This is a genomic window from Burkholderia sp. B21-005 (assembly GCF_020843965.1).
Taxonomy (GTDB): domain Bacteria; phylum Pseudomonadota; class Gammaproteobacteria; order Burkholderiales; family Burkholderiaceae; genus Burkholderia; species Burkholderia ambifaria.
In genome coordinates, this window is sequence record NZ_CP086303.1 from 925,474 (window position 1) to 939,677 (window position 14,204).

The 14,204-nt window shown below is 66.0% G+C and carries 15 protein-coding genes; 7 read left to right on the forward strand and 8 right to left on the reverse strand.

Annotated features, from left to right (window positions below; translation table 11 throughout):
- Positions 1-8 precede the first annotated feature (8 nt).
- Positions 9-1,154 carry an ABC transporter ATP-binding protein gene (locus LMA02_RS34650; protein WP_324251326.1) on the reverse strand — a complete coding sequence of 382 codons (1,146 nt, stop codon included), beginning with the start codon at positions 1,152-1,154 and terminating at the stop codon, positions 9-11.
- 11 nt (positions 1,155-1,165) lie between these two features.
- On the reverse strand, positions 1,166-2,287 hold the full coding sequence (locus LMA02_RS34655; protein WP_228910366.1) for a polyamine ABC transporter substrate-binding protein: 1,122 nt from the start codon (positions 2,285-2,287) through the stop codon (positions 1,166-1,168).
- Between the two features lie 241 nt (positions 2,288-2,528).
- On the opposite strand from LMA02_RS34655, the gene LMA02_RS34660 reads away from it, so the two are divergent.
- Together LMA02_RS34660 and LMA02_RS34665 are read left to right on the forward strand one after the other, a co-directional pair.
- Positions 2,529-3,362, forward strand: a complete 834-nt coding sequence (locus LMA02_RS34660) for a helix-turn-helix transcriptional regulator (protein WP_228910367.1) — start codon at positions 2,529-2,531, stop codon at positions 3,360-3,362.
- A 152-nt stretch (positions 3,363-3,514) separates the two neighbouring features.
- Positions 3,515-4,687 (forward strand): porin, encoded by a 1,173-nt coding sequence (locus LMA02_RS34665; protein WP_228910368.1) that lies wholly within the window; start codon positions 3,515-3,517, stop codon positions 4,685-4,687.
- A gap of 76 nt (positions 4,688-4,763) precedes the next feature.
- Here LMA02_RS34665 and LMA02_RS34670 read toward each other — a convergent pair whose 3' ends face one another.
- The 4 genes from LMA02_RS34670 to LMA02_RS34685 form a co-directional block, all read right to left on the reverse strand.
- Positions 4,764-5,237 carry a hypothetical protein gene (locus LMA02_RS34670; protein WP_228910369.1) on the reverse strand — a complete coding sequence of 158 codons (474 nt, stop codon included), beginning with the start codon at positions 5,235-5,237 and terminating at the stop codon, positions 4,764-4,766.
- 154 nt (positions 5,238-5,391) lie between these two features.
- A complete protein-coding gene (locus tag LMA02_RS34675; RefSeq protein ID WP_228910370.1) occupies positions 5,392-5,859 on the reverse strand; it encodes a sodium:proline symporter in 468 nt (155 codons plus the stop codon).
- 37 nt (positions 5,860-5,896) lie between these two features.
- Positions 5,897-6,556 (reverse strand): hypothetical protein, encoded by a 660-nt coding sequence (locus LMA02_RS34680; RefSeq protein ID WP_006749736.1) that lies wholly within the window; start codon positions 6,554-6,556, stop codon positions 5,897-5,899.
- A 127-nt stretch (positions 6,557-6,683) separates the two neighbouring features.
- Positions 6,684-7,703 (reverse strand): LysR substrate-binding domain-containing protein, encoded by a 1,020-nt coding sequence (locus LMA02_RS34685; RefSeq protein ID WP_228910371.1) that lies wholly within the window; start codon positions 7,701-7,703, stop codon positions 6,684-6,686.
- Positions 7,704-7,760: 57 nt separating this feature from the next.
- Here LMA02_RS34685 and LMA02_RS34690 point away from each other — a divergent pair, with 57 nt between their 5' ends.
- The 3 genes from LMA02_RS34690 to LMA02_RS34700 all read left to right on the forward strand — a co-directional run bounded on the left by LMA02_RS34690 (position 7,761) and on the right by LMA02_RS34700 (position 10,814).
- The gene (locus tag LMA02_RS34690) at positions 7,761-8,657 is read left to right on the forward strand and encodes a DMT family transporter (RefSeq protein WP_228910372.1); all 897 of its coding nucleotides are present in this window, start codon (positions 7,761-7,763) and stop codon (positions 8,655-8,657) included.
- Between the two features lie 612 nt (positions 8,658-9,269).
- Positions 9,270-10,424, forward strand: coding sequence for a branched-chain amino acid ABC transporter substrate-binding protein (locus tag LMA02_RS34695; protein WP_006749739.1), 1,155 nt, complete (start codon positions 9,270-9,272; stop codon positions 10,422-10,424).
- Between the two features lie 87 nt (positions 10,425-10,511).
- Complete coding sequence (locus LMA02_RS34700; protein WP_175697514.1) at positions 10,512-10,814, forward strand: XRE family transcriptional regulator; 303 nt, start codon at positions 10,512-10,514, stop codon at positions 10,812-10,814.
- 253 nt (positions 10,815-11,067) lie between these two features.
- Here LMA02_RS34700 and LMA02_RS34705 read toward each other — a convergent pair whose 3' ends face one another.
- Together LMA02_RS34705 and LMA02_RS34710 are read right to left on the reverse strand one after the other, a co-directional pair.
- Positions 11,068-11,898 carry a thioesterase II family protein gene (locus tag LMA02_RS34705; protein ID WP_228910373.1) on the reverse strand — a complete coding sequence of 277 codons (831 nt, stop codon included), beginning with the start codon at positions 11,896-11,898 and terminating at the stop codon, positions 11,068-11,070.
- A gap of 38 nt (positions 11,899-11,936) precedes the next feature.
- Positions 11,937-12,563: a hypothetical protein gene (locus tag LMA02_RS34710; RefSeq protein WP_228910374.1), complete on the reverse strand. Its 627-nt coding sequence runs from the start codon at positions 12,561-12,563 to the stop codon at positions 11,937-11,939.
- A 512-nt stretch (positions 12,564-13,075) separates the two neighbouring features.
- Between LMA02_RS34710 and LMA02_RS34715 the strand changes: the two genes are divergently transcribed.
- A complete protein-coding gene (locus LMA02_RS34715; protein ID WP_228910375.1) occupies positions 13,076-13,498 on the forward strand; it encodes a DUF4902 domain-containing protein in 423 nt (140 codons plus the stop codon).
- 64 nt (positions 13,499-13,562) lie between these two features.
- A complete protein-coding gene (locus LMA02_RS34720) occupies positions 13,563-14,168 on the forward strand; it encodes an acyl-homoserine-lactone synthase (RefSeq protein ID WP_228910961.1) in 606 nt (201 codons plus the stop codon).
- Positions 14,169-14,204 lie beyond the last annotated feature (36 nt).

Below are 14,204 nucleotides of genomic sequence, written 5' to 3' on the forward strand. Positions count from 1 at the left end.
TGTCGTCCTCACTGCGTCAGCACGACGCCGCTGGCCGGCGACCACGACACGAACACGTCGTCGTTCCACGACGGCGCGCCGTCGTGCAGCAGATGCGAGCTCGACAGGTTCGATACGACCGTCTTGCCGCTCGGCAAACGCACGTGATACAGCGAGTAGCTGCCCATGTACGCGATGTCGGTCACGACGCCGCGCGCCCAGTTGTGATGCGAGCCGGGTTTGTCGCGCGACACATGCACGCGCTCGGGCCGCACCGAGATGCCGACGGGCATCCCCAGCGGCCCGGTCACGCCGTGGCTCACAACCATGCGCGCTTCGAGATCGTCGCTTTCGACGAAGATGTGATCGGGCTCGTCCTCGACCACCCGTCCTTCGAACAGATTCGTCGAGCCGATGAACTCGGCCGAGAAGCGGCTGTTCGGGTATTCGTACACTTCGCCGGGCGTGCCGATCTGCACGATCTTGCCTTCGCTCATCACCGCGAGGCGGCTCGCCATCGTCATCGCCTCTTCCTGGTCGTGCGTGACCATTACGCAGGTCACGTCGACCTTCTCGATGATGTTCACCAGTTCGAGCTGGGTCTTCTGGCGGATCTTCTTGTCGAGCGCGGACATCGGTTCGTCGAGCAGCAGCAGCTTCGGGCGCTTGACGAGCGAGCGGGCCAGCGCGACGCGCTGCTGCTGGCCGCCGGACAGCTGGTGCGGCTTGCGCTTCGCGTACTTGCTCATCTGCACGAGCGCGAGCGCGTCGGCCACGCGTTCCTTGATCTCGTTCTTCGGCGTGCCTTCCTGCTTCAGCCCGAACGCGACGTTCGACTCGACCGACATGTGCGGGAACAGCGCGTATGACTGGAACATCATGTTCACCGGGCGGCGGTACGGCGGCAGCGACGCGAGGTCTTCACCGTCGACGAGGATCTTGCCGGAGGTGGCCGTCTCCAGCCCGGCGAGCATGCGCAACAGCGTCGACTTGCCGCAGCCCGAGCTGCCGAGCAGCGCGAACAGCTCGTTCTTCGCGATCGTCAGGTTCACGTTGTCGACGGCGGTGCTGTCGCCGAACTTCTTCACGACGTTTTCGATGCGCACGAACGTGTCGTGCGCGGGCCGGCTGCGATGGCCGGTGGCGGCCGGCCGGGCGTATGCGATGGAGTCCATGATCGTCGCCCTCAACCGCCCGACTTCAGCTGCAGCCACAAACGGTTCTGCATCCGCGCGATGTCGGCGCTGCGCGGCATCGCAAGCGACGTCTTCGCGAGCGTGCCGTCCGGCAGGTAGATGCCCGAATCCTGCGCGATCGCCGGCGTCACGAACGATTTCGCGGCCTTGTTCGCGCTCGGATAGAAGATCTCGTTCGTGATCGCCGCGTTGGTCTTCGGCTCCTCGATGTAGTTGATCCACTTCAGCGCCGCTTCCGGGTGCGGTGCGTCCTTCGGAATCGCCATCACGTCGAACCACAGCAGGCCGCCTTCCTTCGGATTCACGTAACGGATTTCGTACGAGCGCTTCGCGTCGAGCGTGCGCCGTCGCGCGACGCTGACGTCGCCGGACCAGCCGAGCACGACGCACACGTCGTTGTTCGCGAGATCGTCCGCATAGCCGGCCGAGCTGAACTGCGTCACGTACGGGCGGATCTTCTTCAGCACGTCGTAGGCGGCCTGGTAGTCGGCCGGATTCTTGCTCTCCGGATCCTTGCCGAGGTACTGCAGCGCGGCCGCGAACGCGGCGTCCGGCGCATCGAGCAGCGAGATGCCGCAGCCTTTGAGCTTCGCCGCGTTCGCGGGATCGAACAGCAGTGCCCAGCTGTCGGTGGGCGCGTTCTCGCCGAGCCGCTTTTTCACTGCGTCAACGTTGTAGCCGATGCCCGTCGTGCCCCAGGCCCACGGCACACCGTACTGATTGCCCGGATCGGCCTTCGCGATCATCTTCATCAGCACCGGATCGAGATTCGCGAGATTCGGCAGCTTCGACTTGTCGAGCTTCTGGTACACGCCGGCCTGGATCTGCTGGGCGAGATAGTTCGACGTCGGCACGACGATGTCGTAGCCCGAGCTGCCTGCGAGCAGCTTGGTCTGCAACGTGTCGTCGCTGTCGTAGCTGTCGTAGCGCACCTTGATGCCCGTCTGCTTCTCGAAGTTGGGCACCGTGTCGTTCGCGATGTACTGGGACCAGTTGTACACGTTCAGGTTGGCATCGCCCGCATGGGCAGGCCGGCTGGTCGCGAGGGCCAGCCCCGCGGACGTGACGAGCGCGGTGCACAGGGCCGCGCGACGACGGGAACGGATACGCATGGGGATTCTCCTTGTGATGGGTATCGGCCCTGGCGCCATGTCCGGGTCCGGACTCGCGTCAACGCCGTCAAGCGGTGTTCAGCACAAGGGTCAATGTAGAGATCGCGGCCCGCACCGTCAGTCGTGAAAACCGGGACAAACGTCATCGCCGTTCGCGGTCGTTTGGGTAGATTCCCGCGTAGGCAGTCGAAATTATTCGTGATACCTGTAGCGCCACCTGACTTCTTCGACATCCGACGCCATGAGCGCTGCGCTTTCCACTCCCGATCTCCCGCTGAGTCACGTCGCATTCGTGACGGATACGCTCGGCGATATCGCGCAAGCGATCGGGACGCCGCAGTTCATGCGCGCCGTGTACGACACGCTCGTGCGCTACGTCGATTTCGACGCGGTGCACCTCGACTACGAACGAAGCGCGGCGTCGGGCCGGCGCAGTGTCGGCTGGATCGGCAGCTTCGGCCGCGAGCCGGAGCTCGTCGCGCAGGTGATGCGCCACTACTACCGAAGCTATGCGAGTGAGGACCTCACGTATGCGGCCATCGACAGCGAAAGCGACACGCAGTTGCTGCAGGTGTCGTCGCAGCGGGTCGCAAGCGAGCTGCGGCACCTGTTCTTCGACGCCGGCGACATTCACGACGAATGCGTGATCGCGGGCGTGACGGGCGGCACGCGCTACTCGATTTCGATTGCGCGGTCGCGGCGGCTGCCGCCGTTTTCGCTGAAGGAACTGAGTGTGCTGAAGCAGCTGTCGCAGGTCGTGCTGCCGATGGCGTCCGCGCACAAGCGGCTGCTCGGCGCTGTCTGCGCGGACGAAGGGCCGCGCGACGAACTCGATCTCGACCGCGTCGCGCAATGGCTTCCGGAACTGCAGGAACGGCTGACCGCGCGCGAGATGCATGTGTGCGCATCGTTCATCCAGGGCATGACGTCGGCGGCGATCGCGCAGTCGATGGGGCTCAAGACGTCCACCGTCGATACCTACGCGAAGCGCGCGTTCGCGAAGCTCGGCGTCGATTCGCGCCGGCAGCTGATGGCGCTCGTGCTCAGGAATGCATCGCGTCGGCACGATGCGTGAGGGCCCGGCGGGCACGCCGCCTGACGGTTGCGCACGCATCCATCGCGGCCCCGCCTCATAACGATCCGACAATTTATTGGTTCCCTTGACGATGCGCCGTCCGTATCGTTCACCGACTCGTCAGACCTATCGACCAACGGGGGAATCCAACCATGAAACGAATCCGGACATTCGCGCTGCTCGCCCTGCCGGCCTCGCTCCATGCCGCCGGCGCGCACGCGCAAAGCAGCGTCACGCTGTACGGCATCGCCGATGCGGGTATCGCCTACGTGCACAACGTGCAGAACGCAAACGGCAGCAACGCGTCGAACCTCGTCAGGTTCAGCAGCGGCAACCTGTCCGGCAGCCGCTGGGGGCTGCGCGGCATCGAGGATCTCGGCGGCGGGCTGTCCGCGCTGTTCCAGCTCGAGAACGGCTTCAACCTCGGCACCGGCGCGCTCGGCCAGGGCGGGCGCGAATTCGGCCGCAAGGCCGTCGTCGGCCTCGCGAGCAACACCTACGGCACCGTGACGCTCGGCCGCCAGTACGATCCGGTCGTCGATCTCGTGCAGGGCCTCACCGAGGACAACTACTTCGGCGGCGTATTCGCAACGCCGGGCGACCTCGACAACTACGACAACAGCCTGCGCGTCAGCAACTCGGTGAAATACACGAGCCCGCTGATCTCCGGCTTCCAGTTCGCCGCGCTGTACGGCTTCGGCGGCGTCGCGGGCGCGACCGGCAACGGCCGCACCTACAGCTTCGGCCTGAGCTATGCGAACGGCCCGCTGTCGCTCGGCGCCGGCTACTTCTTCGCGAACGGCGGCTCGACGGTCGCGAGCGGCGTGCGCACGTGGTCGAGCAGTTCCGACACGCTGTTCAACACCGTGATCAACCAGGGCTTTTCGAGCGCGAAGTCGATCCAGATCGTGCGCGTGGCCGGCCAGTACGTGGTCGGGCCGGCGACCTTCGGCCTCGCGTATTCGAACACGCAGTACGGCGCGGACACGCTGTCGGCCTTCACGCAGAACGCGAAGTTCAACAACGGCTCGGCGTTCTTCAACTGGCAGTTCTCGCCGGCGCTGCGCGCGGGTGTCGGCTACAACTACACGTCGCTGACGGGCCCGGCCTCCGCGCACTACAACCAGGTGAACCTCGGCGCGGACTACGCGCTGTCGAAGCGCACCGACCTGTATGCGCTGGTCGGCTATCAGAAGGCGAGCGGCAATACGCTGAACGCGAGCGGCGCGATCGTGAAGGCCGCGGCATCGGTCGGCTCGTATGGCGTGAACTCCGGCACCGATACGCAGGAACTCGCGATCGTCGGCATCCGCCACAAGTTCTGACGGCGCACGTCGCCTCGTGCCGAGCCGGCGGACGCACGTCGCAGTGTGCGTCCGCCGCGCGCCGTGTTGCTCAGGTCTAATGCCGCCGCATCCCGCCGAATCCGTGGCCGCCGCCTACGAAGGCCGGGCCATGGTGAAAGCCCGCGCCCATCGGAACGCCGACGTGGCCGTGCCCGACCCCGTCGACGTGACTGAAGTGACCGAAGTGGTCGAAGTGATGGCGATGATGGAAGCGGTCGATGAAGACGAAACTCACGCCCGTGCCGACGAAAACCGCCGGCCCCCAGTACCACGGGTCGGTGTACGGATAGGCGGTGTCCGGATACCACACGATGCTGCCGTCCGGGCTTTGCACCATCTGCCAGGTGCCGTCGCTTTGCCGGCACGCACGCCCGACGATCTGCTGTTCCGTGCCGTCGATTTCCGCCTGCGCGACGACCGCACGGCAACGGGCGCCTTCGTCCGGCGAGTCGTCGTACGTTTGCGCAAGGACGCACACCGAACACCCGAGACAGACCACGCCCATCCCGAACCGAAACAAGTTGCACATGATCGGCTCCTGCATTGTTGCCCCCGACCATTCGACCCTTGGCGTCACGCACGGCGCCGGCTTCGTATAGGGTCACCCGACGATTGAACGACTGGGCACGGCGAATTATTCCAGGGGTCGTGATGCGAAAGCGCGACGCGGCAACCGCCGTCGATCAGGCGCGCGGCGAGCGCCGCACGATGCAGTAGACGCCAGCGGCGGTCACGCCGAAGGCCAGATGGGCGACCAGCGTGATCGCGCCGCGTACCGGAACGAACCACGGAAAGATCGCGGTGAACGCGTGCAGGTTGACGCCATAGAGAACGAGTCCGAACACGCCGCCCGCGAGCAGCGCGGCGCCGAGCGACAGGTTGCGGACCAGCTTCGCCAGCACGGCCGCATAGGCAAGCGACAGCGCGGCATGCACCAGCGTCGCCACGCCCATGATCAGCGGATCGAACCCCGAGGACGCGCCGAGCACGGCTCGCCCCATCACGATGGCGGCCGTCAGGCGCGCATCGCGGAGCAGGTTGTGAATCGCATCCTCGCCGGCGATCGGCCAGAGCATCAGCTCGATGACGGTCGAGCCGACCGCCGCGCCGAACGCGGCCCACAGAATCGGCACCGGACCGTTCCGTTTCAAGCGCCCTCCGCGATGGCCACTCGCCGCAAGGCGGGGCCTACAACGGACGTTCGCAGTCCGTCCAGTACGCGAACGGATCGCGATGCTTCGGATAGTGCTCGTCGAGCCATTTCAGCAACGTCGCACGCGCGTTGTCCATGTCGGCCTTCGACGACGACGTCGTCAGTTCGTGCACTTCGACGGACTTTTCCCGATCCATCACGTAGCAGTTCCAGTCCGGGCCGTCGCCATCCGGATCGTCGGACGCCTTCGACGACTTGCCCCAGCCGAACCCCTTGCGCGCATCGATGTAGTAGCGCGGATGCACTTTCAGATACGACATCTCGCCGCCCTGCAGGCTGCTTTCCGCGCGCAGCACGTCGCGCTCGTCGACGATCTGCGTGACGTCCGGAAGCCGGCGCGAGCGCCAGCCGGCCGGCAGCGTCGCCGTCGCGCGAACCGCGTCGTACGCGCCCCACGTGAGGCCCCAGGCTTCGGCCATGCGCTTCATGAACGCATCCGCGCCCGGATAGCCGCGCAGCTGGATCCGCGTCGACAACGTGACTTCGACCCGGCCGTCGGGGCCGGCGGGGTCGCCTGCCGCTTCGAACGGGTTGCCCGGACGCGACGCGCGCTGCTGCGCGTCCGCGGGCGCCATGCCCGAAAACAGCTGGTCGAGCGCCGCGCGCGCTTTCGACGACTTGTCTGGTCTATTCATTACTCACTCTCTCCCTCTGCATCCGTACGTCTGCAGAAACTGTCGATTCTCATTCATTATCGGATTTCGCGTTTTTCCGCGATCGCATTGTCAATCATCCGGCATCCCAGGTCGAGCCGCGGCGACGTCAGGCGCCCTTCGACGCGCGCGCCGGCGGCTGCACCGCCTGCCCCAGCGCCGCCCGCATCCGCTCCATCAGCGCGAGCACCTCCGGACGATTCTCGCCCTTCGCATGCACGAAGTGATACCTGAGCGGCGACTCGACCTCGTGCCGGCTCACGCGGACCAGCGCGCTGCGCTCGAGATACGCATCCGCGAGCGGCATCCGCGCCAGCGCCACGCCGAGCCCCGCTTCGGCCGCCGCGAGCACCAGGTTGTAATCCTCGAAGCGGCGATCCTGCGCGCGCGGCTTGAACGGGATGCCGAGCGCGTCGAACCAGGTGCGCCAGCCGGTCACGTCGGAATCGTGCAGCAGCGGCATCTCGAGCAGCGCGGCATCACCGCTTCGACGGCGCAGCGCGGCCAGCTGCGCGGCGAGCCGCGGATGCGCGACCGGATGGAGCGTCTCCGGCATGAACTCGCGGGTTTCGAGCTGACGCCAGTTGCCGCGCCCGTAGCGGATCGACAGATCGGCCTCGCCGGCGGCGATATCCACGTTGCGCACTTCGATGCCGAGCTCGATGCGCAACGCGGGCGCTTCGCTCTCGAGTGCATGCTGCCGCTCGAACAGCCAGAGCTGCGCGAATGCCGGCACCACGCTCAGCTTGACGAGGCGCGGCGCACGCGGCGAGCGCCACTGGTCGGCCGCGCCATCGATGATCGTGAACGCCTGTTCGATCCGGCCGACGAAGCGCTGGCCGTCCGGCGTCAGGCGCACGCCGCGCGCATGGCGTTCGAACAACGCCATGCCCAGCCAGTTCTCGACGGCGGCCACGCGCCGGCTGATCGCGCCGTGCGTGACGCCGGACACATCGGCGGCCGCCAGAAACGAACCGTGGCGCGCCACCATGCAGACAGTCTCCAGGCTCGCCAGCGGCGGCCGCGAGCCAGATGCCGGCGTGACGGCCGACAGCGCATCCGCCACACGCCGAGGCGTGCGTGCCGAGCCGTCGGCCCGGCGCCGCACCGAGCTGTGAGCCATATTCATATTCGGATGTTGATCTGTGCGCTAGCTTAACATCTCGCCACACCGCACCATTGTCGCATGAACACCCTTTCCTCCTCGTCGCGCAGCGCGCGACAGCCGCTCGTCGCGGCCGGCGCGGTGGCGTTCACGATCGTCTCGTGGGCCTCCGCCTTCCCGTTCATCCGGATCGGCCTGCACGGGCTGGCGCCGCTGCAACTCGCGGCCGCACGCTTCGCGACCGCGGCCGTGCTCGTGATCGCATGGCTGGCGTGGCGGCGGCCCGCGAAACCGTCGACCCGCGACGCGTTGCGCTTTCTCGTCTGCGGGTTTCTCGGCATCGCGCTCTACAACGCGCTGCTCAATACCGGCGAGCAAACCGTGTCGGCCGGCGCGGCGAGCTTCATCGTGAACACGCTGCCGATCTTCACGGCACTCCTGGCCGCGGTGTTTCTGCACGAACGCTTCAATCGCTGGGGATGGCTCGGTTCGCTGATCAGCCTGGCCGGCATCGCGGTGATCGCGCACGGACAACCCGGCGGGCTCGTGCTCGGCTCGGGGAGCACGCTGATCCTCGGCGCGGCGCTGTGTTCGGCCAGCTATTTCGTGCTGCAGCGGCGGTTGATTCCCGTGTACGGTGCGTTGCCCTGCGCCGCATACACGCTGCTGGCCGGCGCGCTCCTGCTCACGCCATGGTTGCCCGGCGCGCTCGTGTCGCTCGGCGGCGCGTCGCATGACACGATGCTGGCCGTGCTGGTGCTCGGCGTCTTTCCCGCCGCGCTGGGTTACGCAACCTGGACTGTCGCACTCGGCTACTTCGGCGCGGCGCGCGCCGCCAATTTTCTCTATCTGACGCCGGCGGTCGCGACGGCGTTGTCAATCGTGCTGACTGGCGAGCGGCCCGGCATCGAGACGGTGTGCGGCGGCCTGCTGGCGATTGCCGGCGTGATATTCGTCGCCTTGCGCGGACGGACGTAGGCTCGCGATTTCGTCGAACGGCAAGACCGATCCGAGGAACGATCCGGCAACGGTCCGGCCATACCGAGCCCCGTTATCTGCAAAGCCGAACGCTGCAAAGCCGAACGCATATGCCGCTCATATCGACCCGCACCAATTCGCCGACGCGGCCGGGCTAGACCGTTAGTTGCATCAAACCGAGCGCGATGAAAGTGTGCAGACAAATCGACCGAACAGTTCGCGATTGATTGCATCGCACTGTCCATGGTCATCGGCATCGGCCCGGTCGAATAATCGGAGCAATCGACAGCGGCGCGGGACGGCCACGAACCTGCACGACGGGCCGGCGCAACAATCGCGCGATCGCTTCACATTTGCGCAAGGCTACGCAATTCGGCGCAGCGGGCGCATACGCGTTCGGATATATTCATACCAATTGCGTGTCGTCTGACGAAAGCATCCCGCTCGCTCGGGAACCGCTCGGCGCCGGAGTTTTCCGTCGACGTGGAGAGCTGGGCGGCATGCAAGCCGGCCCCCTCACGGGTCATGGAGATTCGTCCGGCACGCCGACGCCTCACAAGGGCGCGCGAGCGGCCGGACGGCACTAGAAATATCAATCAACGGAGATGGCAGATGGAACGAAGCACTGTCGGCATGCGCTGCAAACCCCTGATCACCGTCGCACTGGCAGCCGCCGCATTCGCGGCCGCGTCGGGCGCGATGGCCGACCAGGTCGTGAAGATCGGCAGCGTCGAACCGACGACGGGCGGCATTTCGCACCTGGGCAAGGACAACGAGAACGGTGCGCGCCTCGCGGTCGAGGAAATCAACGCGAAGGGCCTGACAATCGGCGGCAAGAAGATCACGCTGCAGCTCGACGCGCAGGATGACGCGGCCGACCCGCGCCAGGCCACGCAGGTCGCGCAGAAGCTCGTCGATGACAAGGTCGTCGCCGTCATCGGCCACCTGAACTCGGGCACGTCGATCCCGGCGTCGAAGATCTACAGCGACGCGGGCATCGTGCAGATCTCGCCGTCGGCCACCAATCCGACCTATACGCAGCAGGGCTTCAAGACGACCTACCGCGTGGTCGCGACCGACGCGCAGCAAGGTCCGGCACTCGCGAGCTACGCGCAGTCGAAGGGTGTGAAGAGCGTCGCGGTGATCGACGATTCGACCGCGTACGGCCAGGGCCTCGCGAACGAATTCGAGAAGAAGGCGAAGGCGCTCGGCCTGAAGGTGCTGTCGCACGACGCGACCAACGACAAGGCCGTCGACTTCCGCGCGATTCTCACGAAGGTCAAGGGCGAGAACCCGGACGCGATCATGTACGGCGGCATGGACGCCACCGGCGGCCCGCTCGCGAAGCAGGCAAGGCAGCTCGGCCTGCGCGCGAAGATCCTGTCCGGCGACGGCGTGTGCACCGACTCGCTGGCCGATCTGGCCGGCCCGGCGGCCGACAACGTGCTGTGCTCGCAGGCGGGCGCCGCGCTCGAGAAGATGCCGGGCGGCGCGGCGTTCCTCGCGAAGTACCAGAAGCGCTTCAACCAGGGCATCAAGTTCGATGCGCCGTTCGCGTACGACGCGGTCTACATCGCGGTCGACGCGATGAAGCGCGCGAACTCGACCGACCCGGCGAAGGTCCTCGCCGCGATGCCGTCGACGAAGTACGAAGGCGTGATCGGCACGACGACGTTCGACGCGAAGGGCGACCTGACGCACGGGATCATCTCGATCTACGGCTACAAGAGCGGCAAGAAGACCTTCCTCGACCAGGTGAAGATGTAACCCGCCGCGACGCCGGCACGACGGGCACGCCACCCGTCGGCGCCGGCGCCGCCCGGGTCGATTCGCGTTTTGCGGAGATGAAGCAACATGTGTGCAATGGCGTATACGGAATTTCAACAGGAGTTGAAGAAGGCGCAGTTGACGGCGCGGGAATTCGCCCGTCTGATCCGGATGAACGAAAGTTCCATCACGAACTATTCGAGCAAGGGCACCGTCCCCTCCCACCTCGCGGTCATCGCGACCCTCATCGGCGCGCTCGCCGCGCACGAGATCGATTTCCGGCACGTGATCGGCAACACCGCGATCGAACCGAAACGCCCGCGCGGCGTCGGCGCGTTTCCGGCGCCGGGCAGCACGCCGGCCGGGAAAAAGAATCGCGGCGCGTCGTGATCGGCCGGGCCTGACAGCGGCGCGCTCGATCGACGCCGCGACATCCGGCGCTGCCTGGGGCAAGTGAACGGCGCTCCATGTTTGCGCGCCGCGCGCGGCCCGCATCGCAATGCGTCCCCGTCAGGCAGCGGTCTGATCCTTCTCGAGCAGCGCAGCCAGCGCTGCCCGTTCCGACCAGTTGCTGCGACCATCGCGTCTGATTACCGGCGATGCCGCTTGCATCGTCTCCACGTGTCGTCTCCTGGGTTGTCTTCTAGGCGATCCGTTCGGCGGTTGATGTCGATGCCCGCTTCACCGCACCGCCGCCGGGCGACGCCGGCGGCTCGCCGAGGATTTCGCGCAGATGCGCAAGCACCTCCGCGCGATGCGAGTCGATGAAAAAATGCTCACCGCCGAACACGCGCACGCTCACCGGCAACGACGAATACCGTTGCCATTCGCCCAGATCATCGAGTGCGACCAGCGCATCGTCGGCACCGGCGAGCACATGGATCGGGACCGGCACCGCGCGAATCGCCGCACGCCAGGTTTCCCGGCACTCGAGGTCCGCACGGATCGTCGGCAGGAACAGATCGATGAAGGCATCCGCATCGAGCATCCCCGCAGGCAGCCCTTCCAGCAGATTCAGTTCCTGCACCAGTTCGTCGCGGGGCAAATCGTGCAGCCGGCGCCGGCGTCGCGACGGCAGATGCGGCGCCGCGCATCCGGACACGGCAAGGGCCGATGGGGGCATGCCGAGGTCGACGAGCCGGCTCGCCAGCTCGAGCGCCAGCGCGCCGCCCATGCTGTGTCCGAACAGCACGACGCCCGCGTCGTCGAGTGGAAGCAGGCTTGCCATGACATGGTCGGCGAGCGCGCCCATCGTGCGCAACGGCGGCTCGCGGAACCGCGCGCCGCGCCCGGGCAGCTCGACCGCGCACACTTCGACGTCGTCCGGCAACCCGGCATGCCAATGGGCGTACGCGGAAGCGTTGCCGCCGGCGTACGAGCAACACACGAGCCGGATACGCGGCGCGCGGACCGGCATGAAGACTTTCAACGCTGCGGTGGGGGTCATGAGTGTCGGGGTGGGAGTCGGGTTCATCGGTCGGTCACGCGCCGGTCACGCGCCGGACGCGTACGTCAGGCAGGCGAGCCGGTATGCCGGCGCGCTTCCCACAGCGCTTCCATGCGCGCGGTAATGGCCGGGAGCTGATCCCGCGTCACGCAATACCTGACCGTACGCAGCGGCGTGCGCAGGATCGGCAGATCGAACACGCCCTCTCCTTGCGCATCGATGCCGAGCCGCGTCTTGACCCGATTGGCGCCCACGTTGTCGGCCGGCGACTCGAACCGGATCGAATCGAGCGAGAAGCGCGCGAAGAATGCCGCCATCGCCTTCACGTACGACACGATGCCGATGCCGAGACGCCGATGTTCCGGGCTCCAGATATGCGCGTGCATGACGCCGCTGACGTACTGCCCCGGCGCCGCCCCGGCGCGCGGTTCGAGATGCGTGAGTTCGTGCACGCCCACGGTCTGTCCTTTCAGCGCGACGCTCAGGATCGCGTTGCGCGGCATGTCGGCGCGCGTGTCCCGCTCGATATTGAGCGCGAGCATGTCGCGCATCTGACGGCGGCCGGGCAGCCGCGCCGGATCGACGCCCATTTCGATCATATGGCTGTCGCCGCTGTCGTACCAGTACGCGATGAAGCCGTCGATGTCGGTGCTGTCAAAATCTCGTACCTCAATATCCGCTACGTCGATCACGCCACACTCCATTTGTCGCTTCGCCGCGGTCGACCGGGCCCTTCGTGCCCGCGTCGGGCCATGCCGTGAAGCGGCCGGCCAATCCGTCTGTCGCGATGATGCAGATATCCGGCACCGACCGTCAGCTGTAGTTTTTTGCAGGATGAAACGAATTGCACGTCGCCACGGTTAGTCGCAGAATGTCTTCCAAATCCGGCCATTCATGGCATCGAGTCCGCAGAGTTGCATCACAGCGGATGGCGCGGCCTCATGGCCTTTTTGGTATCCGAACCAATCCCGTCCGGATCACCGCGATTCAGCCGGATCACCTCCGGCATCACACCGCACATCGTCGCGCCAACGGCTACTTCCCGCCGCGCGATCCGATCCGTTCCGTATCGATGTTGTTCCGCTTCCGGCCTGCCGTGGCGACGCCGCGCGGCCAGTCGTCCGCCCATGTTTGAAGGTAACGGTCGTCATTCGCGCGCGATGCGCGCATCGGCCGGGACACACGCCAAACAAGGAGGTTGCTCGTGGATCTGAAACCGGACGGACATGCGGTGCCGGCTTACTTCGACACGTGTTCACACGACGGATACGTCCGCGTGTCCGCTACGCAGCTCGCATCGGTCACGCTCGCCCTGCTCTATGCAGCGCGCGACGAACGCGTACTGAGCGACGCATGGGATCTCGGCCTTCCCGCGTGCCACGCCGGCCATTGCGAATGGATCGATACCAACTGGCGCCCGCCGATGACCTTCGGCTGGTCCTGGTTGACGGATCGCGATCGCACTTGCCGAATGTTTCCGAACAGCGTGACCTCCAACGTGATGATCGTCTGCGCAAGAGGCTACGACGTCGGGCCCGACCACACCCGCTCGCTGCTCGCGGACTGGATCAATACGCTGCCGTGGACCGCGAGTGTCCGCACGCATCTCGCACTGCCGGTCCTGTAGAAAATTGCAGTTTCGACGCGTCCTCCATTTCGCATTTAATGCGTACGTCAATTGGAGTTCGCACATGCACCAAACCACTATCGGAAACGCGTCGCAACTGTCCGCTTCGAACCTTGCGGCACTCGCGTCGTATCGACACGCAATCTTCATCGATAAACTCGGCTGGCAGCTTCCGGTAGTCGATCAGCAGGAGTTCGATCAATTCGATCGACCGGACACGATCCATATCTTCGGTCGCGAGGACAGCGGCGCGATCTGCTCGTGCGCCCGACTGCTGCCGACGACCCGACCGTACCTGCTGAGCGAGATTTTTCCCGAGCTGATGGGCGCGGCACCGGTTCCGAATGCGCCGGATATCTGGGAGCTCTCCCGCTTTTCGTCCTACATCCTCGGTGCCGATTCCAGCGGCCTCAAGCGCGCGCATGCGAATACGCGCAGATTGCTGGCGGACGTCGTGGGTTTCGCGCGGTTGAACGGCGTTCGACGGCTCATCACGGTGTCGCCGCTCGGCGTCGAACGGCTGCTGATGCGTCTGAAGGTTCACGCGCACCGTGCCGCGCCCCCGCAGATCATAGACGGAAAGCCGGTGTTCGCGTGCTGGATCGAGATCGATGAAATCACGTGCGCGTCGCTGGGCATCGAATGTCCGCGCACGACGACGCCAAGCTGAAATCGAGCCGGCCGCGGTCCAAAGGCATGCCGTCCC

Bases quoted from the DNA above. Each gene is read 5' to 3' on its own strand.
- LMA02_RS34690 (WP_228910372.1), top strand. From the start codon at position 7,761: ATGAACACCCTTTCCTCCTCGTCGCGCAGCGCGCGACAGCCGCTCGTC.
- LMA02_RS34660 (WP_228910367.1), top strand. From the start codon at position 2,529: ATGAGCGCTGCGCTTTCCACTCCCGATCTCCCGCTGAGTCACGTCGCA.
- LMA02_RS34670 (WP_228910369.1), bottom strand. From the start codon at position 5,237: ATGTGCAACTTGTTTCGGTTCGGGATGGGCGTGGTCTGTCTCGGGTGT.
- LMA02_RS34685 (WP_228910371.1), bottom strand. From the start codon at position 7,703: ATGAATATGGCTCACAGCTCGGTGCGGCGCCGGGCCGACGGCTCGGCA.
- LMA02_RS34720 (WP_228910961.1), top strand. From the start codon at position 13,563: ATGCACCAAACCACTATCGGAAACGCGTCGCAACTGTCCGCTTCGAAC.
- LMA02_RS34680 (WP_006749736.1), bottom strand. From the start codon at position 6,556: ATGAATAGACCAGACAAGTCGTCGAAAGCGCGCGCGGCGCTCGACCAG.
- LMA02_RS34655 (WP_228910366.1), bottom strand. From the start codon at position 2,287: ATGCGTATCCGTTCCCGTCGTCGCGCGGCCCTGTGCACCGCGCTCGTC.
- LMA02_RS34665 (WP_228910368.1), top strand. From the start codon at position 3,515: ATGAAACGAATCCGGACATTCGCGCTGCTCGCCCTGCCGGCCTCGCTC.
- LMA02_RS34700 (WP_175697514.1), top strand. From the start codon at position 10,512: ATGTGTGCAATGGCGTATACGGAATTTCAACAGGAGTTGAAGAAGGCG.
- LMA02_RS34650 (WP_324251326.1), bottom strand. From the start codon at position 1,154: ATGGACTCCATCGCATACGCCCGGCCGGCCGCCACCGGCCATCGCAGC.
- LMA02_RS34705 (WP_228910373.1), bottom strand. From the start codon at position 11,898: ATGAACCCGACTCCCACCCCGACACTCATGACCCCCACCGCAGCGTTG.
- LMA02_RS34695 (WP_006749739.1), top strand. From the start codon at position 9,270: ATGGAACGAAGCACTGTCGGCATGCGCTGCAAACCCCTGATCACCGTC.